Raw genomic sequence first — 15,971 nt, forward strand, 5'->3', positions numbered from 1 at the left:
ATATTCACCCCTTGTAATTAAATAAATTCAGTTACAATTTACCTAATATGCACGAATTTTCTTCTGACATATAGTCTCCATTATTATAATGTGCAGCTCTAGCTCTACATCCTCCACAACTTTCCTTATAAGAACATTCCCCACAACTTCCTTTATAATCCAAAGATCTTAAATTTTTAAATATACTGCTATCATTCCAAATGTCATTAAAAGCTTTTTCTTTCACATTACCTGCCGTTTCCATTAAATAAGCACAAGGCTGAACATTTCCCTTTGGACTCACTATACAATAACTAATACCTGCTAAACATCCTCTTTTAAATCTAGTTTTAACCCCTAAGTTTTCTGCAATTCTCACAAATTGAGGTGCACAGGTAGGTTTTAATTCAATGTTTACTTCCTGCTGCTTTTTCATTATATTTTCCAGCATTATTTCATATTCTTCGCTATCCAAAGCTTGTTCCTCTATTTCATTTCCTCTTCCTGTAGGTACCAAAAAGAAAATATGATGAGCAGATGCTCCTATTTTAACTGCAAAATCTGTAATATCCAATATTTCTTCCTTATTCCACTTCATAACCGTAGTATGTACCTGAAATTTAAGTCCTGCTTCTTTGCAATTTTCCATTCCCTGTACTGTATCCTTCCATGCATTTTCATGACTTCTAAATTTATTATGTTTTTCTTCATTTAAACTGTCCAAACTTATTCCTACTGACCTTGCTCCTGCTTTCTTTAATTTTTTAGCAATATCTAGAGTGATTAAAGTTCCATTGCTTCCCAAAACTGGTATCACCCCTAAATCTGAAGCATATTGTACAAGTTCAAAAATATCTTTTCTCATCAAAGGTTCTCCACCAGAAAAAATCATCATTTTAAAACCTGCTTTTGCAATTTCATCTATAAGTTTTTTCCCTTGTTCTGTTGTCAATTCCTCTTTAGACTCTTTCCCAGAATCCCTATAACAGTGACTACAGTACATATTACATTTATTCGTAGTATTCCATGAAACAATCATCATATCTAAGCACCTCCATTGTTTATAATATAAAAGAGTCAAATACTAACTGTAATCCATAGTATAAGTATAATGTGCTGTAAGTGTGCAGTGAAAGGTTGGATTTTAAATTAATCCAATTCCTTCTTCTACCCCTATTTCGTCATTTGTAAGATAACATGCAGGATCAGAGGCCCAAAAATCGCCAGTTACTGCTTCTGCACGGCTTCTAAAATTTCCATTACACATGTTTAACCATTTACAGCTTTTACAACGTCCTTTTAATAAAGATTTTCTGCTTCTCAAGCCATTTAAAATTGGATGATTAACATTTTTCCAAACTTCACTAAACTTTTTATCTCTTACATTTCCAAAGGTATGCTGCCAAGTAAATTGATCTGCATGAATATTTCCCTGGAAATCCACATTAGCAAAAGCCATTCCTGACCTATTTCCTCCATTAATTTTTATCAAATTTAAAATTCTATCTGCTATTTCAGGATATGTTTCTTTAGCTCTCATATATAGATAAACTGCATCTGCATGATTATCTACTGTTAATATTTCCACTTTAGTTCCAAACTCTAAAGCTTTTTCTATAATTAAATCCATGGCAGCTCTAGTTTCTTCTTTGCTAATATCATTTTTTATCATTTCACTTCCTCTTCCTGAATAAACTAAATGATAAAAACAAACCCTGGGTATATTCTCTTCCTTTATCAATTTAAAAATATCATTTAACTGATCGTAATTATAATTATTTATAGTAAATCTTAATCCAACTTTTTGACCTATATCAATACAATTTCTAATTCCATTTAAAGCTCTATTAAAAGCACCTTTAGTTCTTCTAAATTCATCATGTTTTGCCCCAATACCATCTAAGCTTACGCCTACATATCCTACTTTTAATCTTTTTAAATCCCTACATATATCTTTTTCTAAAAGTGTTCCATTAGTAGACAAGGTGCTTCTTATATTATATTTTTTTGTATAATCTAATATGTGAAATATATCCTTTCTAAGTAAAGGTTCACCACCAGAAAATAATATTACGGGAACTTTAAATTCTCCTAGATCTTCAATAAAATTTTCTGCTTCCTTAAGGCTTAATTCTCCTTCATATTGTTTGTTATCTGATTCTGCATAACAATGCATACATTTTAAGTTACAAGTTTTTGTACAATTCCAAACCACAACAGGTCCTCTACCAGGACTCACTCCAAATTTTTCTTCAGCTGCTCCTTTTACATAACGAATGCTATCGCCAAAATTTTGTGAATTACACAATAATTTAGTTATGCCAATCATTTTTTCATTACCTCTCCTCTAACACTATACCATTTATATATTAATATTTTTATGTATTTATTAATAATACTATCTATAATAGTTTTTACACAATATTTACTGATATAGTGATAATTAATACTCAGTTTACATAAATATCAAATTAGTTAATGACATTTACTTTACTTTTACTGCTCTTTTATAATCATATATTTCTTTTAATTTTACCATTTTACAATAGAATAATATACCTAAAACTTGTACTTTTAGTAAAACCTTAGTGTCTTTTGTGGCAATTTATAATTTAAATCACACTATGAGTAAATAACTCATTAAATTTCATACTAAAAGCTATAGGTGTTAAAATTTCTTAGTTGACATTTGAATACAAAGTGATTAAAATTTTTAATAAGATCATAAATTAGATTATTATGTCACTTTTTACACTTTATCTAGTTGTTGTATTAATATAGTATTAAAATTTCCATATTTTAATTACATTAACATGTATGCAAAATCTAACAATTTTAACTAAAACAAACTTAAATTATAAATCTATGTTTCAAACTTATGTCTTAAGCTATTTTAAATAATTACTTTTTTATATTAATCATTGAAAAATAGGAAGTATAATTGCTCCAATTTTCAAAATATTCTAAAACCAAGATTGAGGAGGAACACATATGAAAAGCATTAAATCAAAGCTTATGGTAATTATTATTGTAATGATGTTTTTATCCCTAGGAACCTTATCAGGTTTTAATTACTGGAAATCCAGCAATATACTTACAAACCAAACAGAACAAACATTAAAATTAAAAACCGATGCTATTAGTAACGAAATTAGCCTATGGCTGCAAGCTCGCCAAAATGATATGGAGACACTTGCAAATACTAACGACTTAGTATCAGAAAATTCAGAAATTATCCTTTCTTATATAACAAAAGAAGATAAAAGAATTGCACTTTATGATGGAATATTTGTATCAGATATAAATGGAAATGGATATTCATCACGAGGATGGAAAGGTTCTATTAAAGAAAGAGAGTACTTTCAAAAGGTTATAAGTACTCAAAAAACTGTTTTTTCAGAGGTACTTTTAAATAAATCTACTGGTAAATTATCTATTATAGTTGCCTCACCAATAAAAAAAGATGGAAAATTAATTGGAGTTATTGGTGGAAATATTCCATTTGATGTTATTAACAAAAAAGTTATATCAAATAAAGTTGGAAATACAGGTCAGAATTTTATTATTCAAAAGGATGGTTTTGTTATTTCACATCCAAACACTAATTTAGTAATGAAACTAAATTTACTTCAAGACAAAACAATTTCTGAAGATTTTAAAAGCCTAGGTAAAAAAATGGCCTCTGGACAATCTGGAATTGCACACTACAACTATAATAATACAGAAACAATAGCTTCATATTCTCAGGTTCCAGGCACTGAATGGTCCATTGCTGTAAGTATTAATTCAATAGAATTAAGAAATCAACTAAATTCATTAACAGTTATTTTTCTTATAGTGACAATAATAACTCTTTTAATTAGTATTTTAATTTGTTATATAATTACATCAAGCGCAATAAAACCTATTAACATTATACGTGAAGCATCAGACAAAATTGCAAATGGCGACCTAAGAATAGAAAGAATAAATATCACCTCTAATGATGAGTTTGGAAATCTAGCTAATAGTTTTGAAAAAATGATTAAAAATATGAAAATGCTAATTTGCAAAGTGCAAAATAGTGCTGAACAACTTGCTGCATCATCACAAGAGTTAACTGCTAGCTCAGACCAATCAGCACAAGCGGCAAACCAGGTAGTTGCATCTATAACAGATGTTGCTTATAGTGCAGAAGCTCAATTAAATACAGTAAATAAAGCAACCAATATAGTAGAAAAAATGGCTACTAACATAACTCAAGTAGCAAATAGTACAAATCACGTAGCAAACAACTCCTTTAAAGCTGCTGAATCAGCTAAGGAAGGTGAAAAATCTGTAAAAAAGGCTGTTATCCAAATGACACATATTGAAGATACAGTTAATCACTCAGCTGAAGTAGTTGCTAAACTTGGTGAAAGATCTAAAGAAATTGGACAAATTTTAGATACTATATCAGATATCGCTGAACAGACAAACTTATTAGCCCTTAACGCTGCAATAGAAGCTGCAAGAGCAGGTGAACAAGGTCGTGGATTTGCCGTTGTTGCAGAAGAAGTTAAAATTCTTGCAGAACAATCACAAAACGCTACAAATCAAATATCTGTATTAATAGGTGAAATTCAATCTGATACTGATAAAGCTATTAAAGCTATGAATGAAGGCACCAATGAAGTTAAAATTGGTACAGAGGTAGTAAATGTTGCTGGACGTGTATTTAAAGAAATCGCTGACTTAGTAATGAAAGTATCGGAAGAGGTTAGAGGTATTTCCTCTGCTACCCAACAAATCACTACTAATAGTGAAGATATTGTATTGGCTGTTAAAGATATAGATGAGCTAAGTAAAAAGACTGTAGAACAATCTCAAATGGTATCAGCTGCTACTGAAGAACAATCAGCTTCAGTACAGGAAATTTCCTCATCTAGTCAAGTTCTTTCTAAAATGGCTCAAGAACTTAATGAAGCTTTAAATAAATTTTTTGTTTAGTTAAAGCACATTATATCCTGATTCTACATACAATAAGGCCTGATTGCAAAATGAATCAAAAATAGCAATTTAATTTTTATTGATATAAGTGTGAACTTTGTCCACGCTTATATCAATTTTTCTTTAAAATTAGTTTGTATCATACAATAGAAAAACAGCTACACATAAGTCGTTTTTCACTCTAAAAGCTCCTTTACATCCTTATAAATTAAAGCTGCAGATACTCCTCCATAATATCTTATTATATTATCAATAACCGTAATAGGAGGCTCAAATCCATTATTTATAGTTTCATATACCCTTTCATATTTTTTTTCTATATCAATTTTATCTAAATCTATAAATTCCAGTTCCACATTATCTTTAACATCACTGTCATTAATAAATTCCTTTAATTCTTCAAAAACTTCTCCTATGTTTTTCGTTTTCTTATCTTCAGCGGTTTTTGTACATCCTCCACCACTGCAACCTCCACAATTTTTATTTTCTCCGCTGCCACAACCGCTGCAAGAACTGTTTTTATGACTGCAGCCACAGCCTTGAGGAAGTTCTTTATATTTTAAACCAAATATCTCTACCTTAATTTTATCATTCATTAATATCTATATCCTTTCCACAATATCTATATAAAATCAAATTCAACACTACATAAATAAATTTTCACCATCCCATTATATCATTTCTATATATATTTTCTCCATAACACAAAATAATTTTCATTAATCTAATTAAAATTCAATATTCTCGACATATTACATAATAAAAATTACTCATATTGCCAATACTACTTTGAGAATATAAGAAAGAAGGATGGTGAAAAACCTGCAGCGCTGCAGGAAAGTTATGGGTGTATGCAAATTAGACAATGAAAAATTAAAAGAACTCTCCTCCTATATAGATAATTTAGAGGAAAAGGAAGGTTCTCTTATAAGCGTTCTTCACAAGGCACAAGATATATTTGGATATCTTCCTGAAGAATTACAAATATTTATTGCCAACAAGCTTGATATTACTGCTGCCAAAGTATTTGGTGTGGTTACCTTTTATTCATACTTCACCATGGAACCTAGAGGTAAGCATGTAATAAGTATATGTATGGGTACTGCCTGCTTTGTAAAAGGTGCAGAAAAGGTTTTAGAAGAATTTAGGAAGCAACTTAAAGTAAAAGACGGATTTTCAACGGAGGACGGACTCTTCACCATAGATATTTTAAGATGTGTTGGTGCTTGTGGTCTTGCACCAGTAGTTGTAATTGATGGAATGGTTTATGGAAAAGTAAAGGTTGAAGATGTTGAAGGAATATTAAGTCAATATACTGTAGATTAAAATATTAAAACTTAATTTGGAGGTAAATATATGGATAAAATAAAATCCTTTAAAGAACTAACAGCTTTAAGAAAAAAATTCAAAGCTAAAGTTGAAAATCGTACCATTGAAAATGCAAATGAAAATGTGAAAAAGAGCATACTTGTATGTGGTGGAACAGGATGTCATGCTTCAAAAAGTTTAGATGTAATTAGCACACTAGAAAAGGAAATTAAAAATGCAGGCCTAGAAAATGAAGTCAATATTATTTCAACAGGCTGCTTTGGCTTTTGCGAAAAAGGACCTATCGTTAAAGTTGTACCTGATAATGTTTTTTACGTTGAGGTCACTGCTGAAAAAGCAAAGCTAATTGTATATGAACATATTTCAAAAAACATAATCGTTGATGAATTATTATATAAAGAGCCATCTACAGACAATAAAATATCCAAACAAAGGGATATTCCATTTTATAAAAAGCAAAAAAGAATTGCTCTTAAAAATTGTGGTCTTATAAACCCTGAAGACATTACTGAATACATAGCAATGAATGGTTATGAAGCTTTAGGTAAAGTTTTAACACAAATGACTCCTGATAGTGTAATCGATGAAATAAAGAAAAGTGGCCTTAGAGGACGTGGTGGCGGCGGATTTCCTACAGGCATAAAATGGGAAATGACCAAAAAGTCCAAGTCTGATACAAAATTCATAATTTGCAATGCTGATGAAGGAGATCCTGGTGCTTTTATGGATAGAAGTATATTGGAAGGGGATCCCAACTCTGTACTTGAAGCTATGGCTATTGCGGGTTACTGTATAGGTGCAAATAAAGGTTATATTTATATTAGAGCTGAATATCCCCTTGCAATAAATAGATTAAGGATTGCCATAAAACAAGCTTATGATTTGGGTTTATTAGGTGACAATATTTTTAGCACTAATTTTTCCTTCCATATTGATTTAAAGTATGGTGCTGGAGCTTTTATATGTGGTGAGGAAACTGCACTTATAAATTCTATAGAGGGTGGGCGTGGTGAACCTACTGTAAAACCTCCTTTCCCTTCTCAAATAGGTCTGTGGAAAAAGCCTACTAACATAAACAATGTAGAAACTTTAGCAAACATTTCTCCTATTATATTAAAGGGTTCTGAATGGTTTAGTTCTATAGGAACTGAAAAGAGTAAAGGAACTAAAGTTTTTGCATTGGCAGGTAAGATTAATAATGTTGGTCTTGTAGAAGTACCTATGGGAATAACCTTAAGAGAAATAATATTTGATTTAGGTGGAGGTATTCGAGGAGGCAAAAAATTTAAAGCCGTTCAAACTGGTGGACCTTCTGGAGGATGTATTCCTGCTGATCACTTGGATATTCCTATTGACTATGAAAGCCTTACTGAAATAGGCTCCATGATGGGCTCTGGCGGAATGATAGTAATGGATGAAGATGACTGCATGGTAAATATATCAAAATTTTATCTTCAATTTAGTGTAGATGAATCCTGTGGAAGATGTACTGCCTGCAGAATCGGAAATAAAAGACTTTTAGAAATTTTAGAGGATATCACCAAAGGAAAAGGTACCATGGAACATCTTGAAGGATTAAAAGATTTATCCTATGTAATAAAGGATTCTTCTCTATGCGGTCTTGGTCAAACATCACCTAATCCAATTATAAGTACAATGAAATTTTTCTGGGATGAATATGTAGCTCATGTAAAAGATAAACGATGTCCAGCTGGAGTTTGCACTGCACTTTTAAAATATAGTATAGATCCTGAAAAATGTATTGGATGTACAGCTTGTACAAGGGTATGTCCTACAGATGCCATTTCTGGTGGAGTTAAGAAAACTCATGTAATAAATAAAGAAAAATGTATAAATTGTGGTGGCTGCAGTACTACTTGTAAATTTTCTGCTATTACAAAGCAATAATAGTTTTAAGAAAGGAGTTTGTAAGAATGAAAATGGTAAATTTAACTATAAATGATGTAAAAGTATCAGTACCAGAGGGCACTACAATTTTAGATGCTGCAAAGAAAATAAACATAAATATACCTACTCTTTGCTACCTTGATCTTCATGATATAAAAATGGTAAATAGAACTTCTTCCTGTAGAGTTTGTCTTGTTGAAGTTGAAGGAAGACGTAACCTTGCACCTTCCTGTTCTACAGAAGCTTTTGAAGGCATGATCGTTAGAACCAATAGTTTCAGAGCTATAAAAGCAAGGCGTACCATGGTAGAACTTTTATTATCAGATCATCCCACCGACTGCCTTGTATGTGAAAAGAATACTCAATGTCAACTTCAATTAATTGCTGCTGAATTAGGTATAAGAAAAATAAGATATAAAGGTGCTATGTCTAATTACAAGAAGGATTCCTCCAGTGGTGCTCTATATAGAAATCTGGATAAGTGTATAATGTGCAGACGATGCGAAACCATGTGCAATGAAGTTCAAACCTGCCAGGTTTACTCTGCAGTAGATAGAGGCTTCGAAACCGTAGTATCCCCTGCATTTGGTCGTCCTATGATTGACACTCAATGCACATTTTGTGGTCAATGTGTATCTGTATGTCCAACTGCTGCATTAACTCAAGTTAGTAATGTAGCTAAAGTATGGGAAGTGCTAGCTGATCCTGATAAATATGTATTAGTTCAAACTGCACCTGCTATAAGGGTTACTTTAGGTGAAAAATTTGGTATGGAACCGGGGACCATTGTAACTGGGAAAATGGTTGCAGCCTTAAGAAGATTGGGGTTTGATAAGGTATGTGATACAGACTTTGCAGCAGATGTAACTATTTTGGAGGAAGCTCATGAATTTATAGATAGACTTCAAAATGGAGGAAGGCTTCCAATACTTACAAGCTGCTGCCCTAGCTGGGTAAAATTTATAGAACATCAATTTCCTGATCTTTTAGATATACCTTCAACTTGTAAGTCTCCACACATAATGTTTGGTACTTTAGCTAAAACATATATGGCAGAAAAATTAAATATTGATCCATCTAAAATTGTAGTAGTTTCAATTATGCCATGTATTGCAAAAAAATATGAAATAAGTAGACCAGAACTTGAACACGAAGGTCAAAAAAATGTTGACCTTGTAGTTACCACAAGAGAGCTTGCAGATATGATAATGGAAGCAGGAATAGATTTTAGTAAACTTCCTGATGAAGATTTTGATAATCCACTTGGAGAATCCACAGGAGCCTCTGTAATATTTGGAACTACTGGTGGTGTAATTGAAGCAGCTCTTAGAACTGCTTATGAATGGATTACAGGAGAAACTTTAAAAGAAGTAGAATTTCATAGTGTAAGAGGCCTTGACGGACTTAAAGAAGCTAGTATTAATATTGATGGTAAAGATATAAACATCGGTGTAGCTCACGGTCTTGGTAATGCAAGAAAACTTCTTGAGGAAATAGAATCTGGCGAATCAAAATATCATGCTATAGAAATAATGGCATGTCCTGGAGGATGTATTGATGGAGGAGGTCAACCATATCACTTTGGAGATTTAGACATTGTGAAAAAAAGAATGGAAGCTATATACAGAGAAGATAGAAACAAACATCTAAGAAAATCTCATGAAAATCCTGAAGTTCAAGCTCTATATAAGGAATTTATTGGAGAAGTAGGTGGCAAAAAAGCTCATGATCTTCTTCATACTCACTATACAAAAAGACAAAAATTATAAATAGTTGATAATTTACAATGTAAAATTGACAGTTGAGGAAAAAACAACCTTCAACTGTCAATTATGAACTTTTATACATAAACATAATCATTCATTACTGGTTGTAAATCTTGCTCCTTAATTGCTTGATACACTTCATCTACAGACCTTGTATCTGCAATTTCAAATTGATCATCTCCCTTATCCTCTACTTCTTCCACATGACTTCCAATTCCAGTACTTACCCCAGCTGAAATCTTAGTAGCTGCTAGTCCAATTACATTGTTACGAAATCTTTCGCACTCTCTTGTAGAAATAGTAATACTTGCAAAAGGCATAAAGAGACGATATGCTGTAATCACCTGTAAAAGCTGAGGTTCATGAACATCCTTAGGATTTATTTTATCGTTGTTTATAATTGGTCTTAGCCTTGGACATGAAAATGCTATTTCTGCATGTGGATATTTTCTTTGCAGAAAATATGCATGCATTCCCGTGGCAAAGGCATCCTTGCGAAAATCATCTAGTCCAAGTAAAGCTGCAAAACCAACACCACGCATACCACCCTTTAAAGCTCTTTCCTGAGCATTAACTCTATATGGAAATATACGTTTATGTCCTGCTAAATGAAGAGTTTCATATTTGTCCGAATTATAGGTTTCTTGAAATACAGTAACAAAATCCGCACCACATTTATGAAGATATTCATATTCATCAGAATTCATTGGATATACCTCTAATCCAACCAACTTAAAATATTTGCGTGCTATTTTACAAGCTTCTCCAATGTACTTTACATCTGACATTTTTTTACTTTCTCCAGTAAGAATCAATATCTCTTCTAAACCTGTTTTAGCTATAGACTGCATTTCCCTGTCTATTTCTTCAGAATTCAATTTAGCACGCCTTATTTTATTGTGACAGTTAAATCCACAATAAATACAGTAATTTTCACAATAATTAGCAATATATATTGGAGTAAACATATAAATAGAATTGCCAAAATGCTTTCTTGTTTCCTCTTTTGCAAGTCTAGCCATTTCTTCTAAAAATTCTTCAGCTGCAGGAGATAACAATGCTGCAAAATCTTCTGGTGTACGGTATTCACGCTGCAATGCTCTCTTTACATCTTGTGCTGTATATTTATTGTAATCATAAGCATGCATACTACTTATGACTTGATCCATAACATTTGACTCCAATACTTCCATTCCTGGCATGTATTCCATATGATTTGTACGTTGTTCATCCATAAATACATTCCTCCTATTCCGCCAAAAATCCAGTTAATGGTGAAGATGCAGATGCACCCTTATCTAGTACACGTCCTAAACCAGAAAGATATGCTGTACGTCCTGCTTCAATAGCTTGTTTAAAAGCTCCTGCCATCATTGGAATATTACCAGCAGTTGCAATTGCAGTATTAGCCATAACAGCTGCAACACCCATTTCCATAGCTTCACAAGCTTGAGATGGACGTCCAATTCCTGCATCAACAATAATAGGAAGATCAATTTCATCTACAAGTATCTTTATAAAATCTTTTGAACTCAATCCCCTATTAGAACCAATTGGTGACGCTAAAGGCATAATACAAGCTGCTCCAGCATTGTATAAATCACGAGCTACATTTAAATCCGCATGCATATATGGCATTACTACAAATCCTTCTTTTGCAAGAATTTCTGTAGCTTTAATTGTTTCATAATTATCTGGAAGCAAATATTTTGAATCATGAATGACTTCAATTTTTACAAAGCTTCCACATCCTAATTCTCTCGCCAATCTTGCAATTCTAACTGCCTCCTCAGCATTTCTTGCACCTGATGTATTAGGCAGTAAAGTTACACCCTTAGGAATGTGATCTAAAATGTTCTCACTACCTTTAGTATTGGCACGTCTTACTGCTAAAGTAATTATCTCTGCACCAGCATTTTCTACTGCTGCCTTAATTAAATTCAAATTATATTTTCCTGAACCTAAAATAAATCTAGATGAAAATTCATGTCCTCCGATTATTAATTTATCATTTTCCATTATCTATATCCTCCTTTAGACTTCTTCCACACCTAAAATTAGTCGCAAAATCATATTAGCCTGATGGCCAGCGCAAATACTTACTCTAGGAGCCATTAGACCTCTTCCTGGTTCTGCATTACTTTTCCTATCTCCACATAAATAGAGATTATTAAAAACCTTTCTAGTAGTAATTGAATTACTGCTTTCATAGCCTGCTAGACCAGATGCTGACACTAATTTAGTTTCTGATTGCTTTTCCAATAAAGTATTTATAAGCATTGCTTTATATTCAGCCCTATCAAAGGCTTCACAAACAATAGGATCATTTTCAAATAAAGAAATAGCATTTCCTTCTGTAACTTTTACATTATCAATAGAAACTTTAATATAGGGATTAGTATCTTTAATTTCTGATTTTAATGCTTCTGTTTTTTTCATTCCCAAATGCCTTATCTTATATGCCTGCCTATTTAAATTACTTGGCTCTACTATATCAAAATCTACTAAATGAAGATGACCTATGCCAGTTCTTGCAAGAGCAACTGCCACATTTGAACCTAGACCTCCAAGACCTGCAATTGCAACTCTTGCTCTCTTTACTTTTTCATGTACAAATGGTGTATGTCTAGCCATCATCAATGCTTCCAATTCATCTTCTGAAGGCATAGCACCTCTTTCTATAAAAGATACACTGTCTCCCTCATTAAGCATAATGTCATTTTCTGTTTGAAAGCCATTGTAAATCATAATAATATTAGAAACTTCTGAAAATAACTCTTCTTTTAATGAACATAATGAACAGCATTCTGTTGTTCTATTTTTTCCATTCACATAAAGATTCATATTAGCCTCCTCCTACAAAACTAACTACTTGGATAAAATCACCATCTTTAACCTCTTTGTTAACATACTGAGATTTTGGTATTATATCACCATTTAATTCAACAGCAATTCTTTGAAGTGAATACCTTCACTAATAAGAAGCTTGTCCAAAAATGTATCATTAGCATTATTTATTTCTTTTTCATTTAGTTTTATCACTTAATCACCTCTTTTACATCAAGCAAAAAGGCCACACGAAGAAATTACACCCATGGTGGTGTACCCCTTCGTGTGACCCTCACACTCTAAATTTCATTATATTATTATGCTGTTATTATATCATTTTAGTAAATTATGGTCAATTTAAATTTAATACAGTATAATTTATTAAGTTTTTTATTATATTTTATGCTTTTTTGTGGATTATATCTTATAATAGTTTTATAACACTATATGATTGCTAAAAAGCATCATTTAAAAAGGAGGTAACCATTCTGGTACAAAAGAAAAAAAACAAATCATCTAAAAAATCATTTTTTATACTAGTTATGCTAATTTTTATATTTTTAGGTTTAGTAGGAAGACTTTTTTATATCATGCATATTAAGTCTCCAGTTTATAAAGCCAAAGCCCTAGATCAATGGACAAACGATTATGAAATTCCTGCCAGAAGAGGTAGAATACTAGATCGTAATGGTATGGAAATAGCTGTAAGCATGAATGCCTATAGAGTGGATCTTGATATGGTTACATTAAGAGAAAGCTTAATAAATAAAAAAATGTCAATGGAACAACTTGCTGCAAAGTTATCGACTATACTAAACACTAGCACTGATAAACTATCTGATACTTTAAATAGAACCTCCTCTAATGGAATTCCAATAAAGTTTGCTATTCTAGCCAGAGGTATTGATAAACCTCAGGTAGATAAAATAAAGGAATTAAACATCAGAGGCATTATTATCTCCTCTGATTCAAAAAGGTATTATCCTAATAATAACTTTTTAGCTGGAGTACTTGGCTATGTAAATTTAGAAGGCAAAGGTGTTTCTGGTGTAGAATTAAATTATGACAAAGAGTTATCTGGAACTCCTGGGCGTACTACTTATGAAGCAGATAGAAACAGTACTCAATTACCTTATGGTAATTCGGATTATAAGGCTCCTGTTAACGGTAAAGATCTTGTCTTAACTATTGACGAGAACATTCAATCCATAGCAGAAAAAGCTGCTCAAAAGGCTTTAACTGATAACAAAGCTAAGTCAGTTACCATTACTGTAATGGATCCTAAAACCGGTGAAATATTAGCTATGGTAAATAAACCAGACTTTGATCCAAACAATCCAGGTAAAGATTCAAAAGGAAATGCCGTAAAATCTGTTGATGATGCTGTAAAAAACATTGCTGTACAAAGTGCTTTTGAACCTGGCTCCATATTTAAAGTAATTACTTCCTATGCAGCCATGAAAGAAAATGTAGCAAATGAAAATAGTTCATTTTACTGTAATGGTAGTGTAAAAGTAGACAAGTATCCTATTAACTGCTGGAATTTAAATGGTCATGGAGCAGAAAGTTTTGTTGACATAATTAAAAATTCCTGTAATGTAGGATTTGTTCAATTAGGATTGCAGCTAGGCAAAGGACGTTTAGGGTATTATGTTTCTTTATTTGGATTTGGACAAAAAACAGGTATTGATTTACCAGGAGAGTCTAATGGTATAGTTAAAGATCCTAACAAATTAACTAATTTTGACTTGGCTTCTTTAGCTTTTGGACAAGGCCTTTCAGTTACTGCAGTCCAATATTTAGCTGCTTTTAATTCTGTAGCAAATGGTGGTACTTGGATAAGACCTCATATTATGAAGCAAATAACTCACTCAGATGAAAATAATAACCCAGTAGTAGATAAAACCTTTACTGACCTTGGTAAAAAATCAATTCTTGATTCTAATACTGCTGCTACTTTGAGAACTTATTTAGAAAAAGTTGTAAGCTTGCCTACAGGAGTTGGACATAATGCTTTTATTGATGGTTATCACATTGCAGGTAAAACAGGAACTGCTCAAAAGGCAAATCCAAAGGGCGGTGGCTACGAAAGTGATAAGTATTTTTCTTCCTTCGCTGGTATGGCACCTGAAGATGATCCTAAAATTACTTTGCTAGTTTCAGTAGATGAACCTGATCCATCAAACTACTATGGCAGTCAAGTATCTGCTCCAGTAGCCAAGGATCTTTTTAGTCAAATATTTAATTATATGATAATGAAAGGCCAGTTATCACTGGATAAACCTGCTAACTAGTATATAACAAAGGGACTATTCTTAATACCATATAAAATATGTGTATAAGATAGTCCCTTAATATTTAACCTAAATCCTAATAAGATTTTATTTTTGACCAGAAACTAATTTAGCTACATCTGAAAAGAATTGACTTTCATTTTCTGGTAACCAAACTTTATCCTTTACCACAAATTTAAAAGTTTTCTCTTTAGCTTCCGATGGTTTAGCATTTTTTAATTCTGTTATTAAATTTTTAACAAAAGCATCTGTTACTTTTGTTTTACGTTCCTTTTCATCTGCTATTTGAGAATCTTTAAATTGAGCAATAACATTATTAGCAGCCTTTACAGAAATTGCTTCTAAATCAAAATAAGTTGATTTTAATTTTATTTCAGCAGTTTTGTCATTTTGTGATGCAACTTGTGTAGTTACTGTAACCTTTTTAAAATCATCCATAACAGCGTTATAAATTGCATTCACCTGTGCATCTGTAACATTTAATCCTTGAGTTGTAAAACTACTTTTTATTTCTTTGAGGAAATCATCTTTTTCAGCCTTTACAGCATCATTAATTTCGCTTTGAGATACTCCAATTTTTGATACACCACTTTGATCTCCTTTAATAGCAAATTCAACCAAAGTTTTTGCAGTTTCATCAGGTCCTACCTTAGGTTTACATCCCATTAGCATTAAAGGAATCATTAGCAAACTCATACATATTGCTAAATTTCTTTTTAAGTTTTTCATAGTTACCCCCTGTAAAATTATATATATTTTATTGCTCTGTTAATATACCACATAATGTATATTTCGTCAATATTTTCTCGTTCATTACATGTTTATGTAAATTTTATCATTATTTTCAATATTGAATTTAATTTAAATCTTTTACAAATCAAAATACTGTCAAATGCTA

Annotated in this window: 13 protein-coding genes; 5 read left to right on the forward strand and 8 right to left on the reverse strand. The window is 31.9% G+C overall.

Features of this window, described 5'->3' with window-relative positions:
• Positions 1 to 31 precede the first annotated feature (31 nt).
• Positions 32 to 1,018: a putative heme d1 biosynthesis radical SAM protein NirJ2 gene (nirJ2, locus tag Q6H37_RS22060; RefSeq protein ID WP_318743107.1), complete on the reverse strand. Its 987-nt coding sequence runs from the start codon at positions 1,016 to 1,018 to the stop codon at positions 32 to 34.
• 105 nt (positions 1,019 to 1,123) lie between these two features.
• On the reverse strand, positions 1,124 to 2,308 hold the full coding sequence (gene nirJ1, locus Q6H37_RS22065; RefSeq protein WP_318736642.1) for a putative heme d1 biosynthesis radical SAM protein NirJ1: 1,185 nt from the start codon (positions 2,306 to 2,308) through the stop codon (positions 1,124 to 1,126).
• 662 nt (positions 2,309 to 2,970) lie between these two features.
• Between nirJ1 and Q6H37_RS22070 the strand changes: the two genes are divergently transcribed.
• Positions 2,971 to 4,947, forward strand: coding sequence for a methyl-accepting chemotaxis protein (locus Q6H37_RS22070; protein WP_318736644.1), 1,977 nt, complete (start codon positions 2,971 to 2,973; stop codon positions 4,945 to 4,947).
• A gap of 176 nt (positions 4,948 to 5,123) precedes the next feature.
• On the opposite strand, the gene Q6H37_RS22075 is transcribed toward Q6H37_RS22070, so the two are convergent.
• Complete coding sequence (locus tag Q6H37_RS22075; RefSeq protein ID WP_318736645.1) at positions 5,124 to 5,543, reverse strand: hypothetical protein; 420 nt, start codon at positions 5,541 to 5,543, stop codon at positions 5,124 to 5,126.
• A gap of 247 nt (positions 5,544 to 5,790) precedes the next feature.
• Between Q6H37_RS22075 and Q6H37_RS22080 the strand changes: the two genes are divergently transcribed.
• Genes Q6H37_RS22080 through Q6H37_RS22090 form a run of 3 tightly spaced genes read left to right on the forward strand, consistent with a single transcriptional unit; the run spans position 5,791 to position 9,953 of the window.
• Entirely contained in the window at positions 5,791 to 6,273 is a 483-nt protein-coding gene (locus Q6H37_RS22080; RefSeq protein ID WP_318736647.1) for an NAD(P)H-dependent oxidoreductase subunit E, read from the forward strand.
• 30 nt (positions 6,274 to 6,303) lie between these two features.
• A complete protein-coding gene (locus Q6H37_RS22085; RefSeq protein WP_318736649.1) occupies positions 6,304 to 8,184 on the forward strand; it encodes an NADH-quinone oxidoreductase subunit NuoF in 1,881 nt (626 codons plus the stop codon).
• A 26-nt stretch (positions 8,185 to 8,210) separates the two neighbouring features.
• The gene (locus Q6H37_RS22090) at positions 8,211 to 9,953 is read left to right on the forward strand and encodes an NADH-dependent [FeFe] hydrogenase, group A6 (RefSeq protein WP_318736650.1); all 1,743 of its coding nucleotides are present in this window, start codon (positions 8,211 to 8,213) and stop codon (positions 9,951 to 9,953) included.
• Positions 9,954 to 10,024: 71 nt separating this feature from the next.
• On the opposite strand, the gene thiH is transcribed toward Q6H37_RS22090, so the two are convergent.
• The 4 genes from thiH to thiS are packed head-to-tail and all read right to left on the reverse strand — an operon-like array spanning position 10,025 to position 12,903.
• Entirely contained in the window at positions 10,025 to 11,185 is a 1,161-nt protein-coding gene (gene thiH / locus Q6H37_RS22095) for a 2-iminoacetate synthase ThiH (protein ID WP_318736651.1), read from the reverse strand.
• Between the two features lie 13 nt (positions 11,186 to 11,198).
• On the reverse strand, positions 11,199 to 11,969 hold the full coding sequence (locus tag Q6H37_RS22100) for a thiazole synthase (RefSeq protein ID WP_318736653.1): 771 nt from the start codon (positions 11,967 to 11,969) through the stop codon (positions 11,199 to 11,201).
• A 15-nt stretch (positions 11,970 to 11,984) separates the two neighbouring features.
• Positions 11,985 to 12,794, reverse strand: coding sequence for a sulfur carrier protein ThiS adenylyltransferase ThiF (thiF, locus tag Q6H37_RS22105; protein ID WP_318736654.1), 810 nt, complete (start codon positions 12,792 to 12,794; stop codon positions 11,985 to 11,987).
• A 1-nt stretch (position 12,795) separates the two neighbouring features.
• Complete coding sequence (gene thiS / locus Q6H37_RS22110; protein ID WP_318743109.1) at positions 12,796 to 12,903, reverse strand: sulfur carrier protein ThiS; 108 nt, start codon at positions 12,901 to 12,903, stop codon at positions 12,796 to 12,798.
• A gap of 418 nt (positions 12,904 to 13,321) precedes the next feature.
• Between thiS and Q6H37_RS22115 the strand changes: the two genes are divergently transcribed.
• Positions 13,322 to 15,073, forward strand: a complete 1,752-nt coding sequence (locus tag Q6H37_RS22115) for a stage V sporulation protein D (protein ID WP_412523881.1) — start codon at positions 13,322 to 13,324, stop codon at positions 15,071 to 15,073.
• A gap of 87 nt (positions 15,074 to 15,160) precedes the next feature.
• Here the strand turns inward: Q6H37_RS22115 and Q6H37_RS22120 are convergent, their stop codons facing one another.
• Positions 15,161 to 15,802 (reverse strand): DUF5105 domain-containing protein, encoded by a 642-nt coding sequence (locus Q6H37_RS22120; protein ID WP_318736656.1) that lies wholly within the window; start codon positions 15,800 to 15,802, stop codon positions 15,161 to 15,163.
• Positions 15,803 to 15,971 lie beyond the last annotated feature (169 nt).

Origin of the sequence: Clostridium sp. JS66 (assembly GCF_033561535.1) — a bacterium.
GTDB classification, from domain to species: Bacteria; Bacillota; Clostridia; order Clostridiales; family Clostridiaceae; genus Clostridium_AM; species Clostridium_AM carboxidivorans.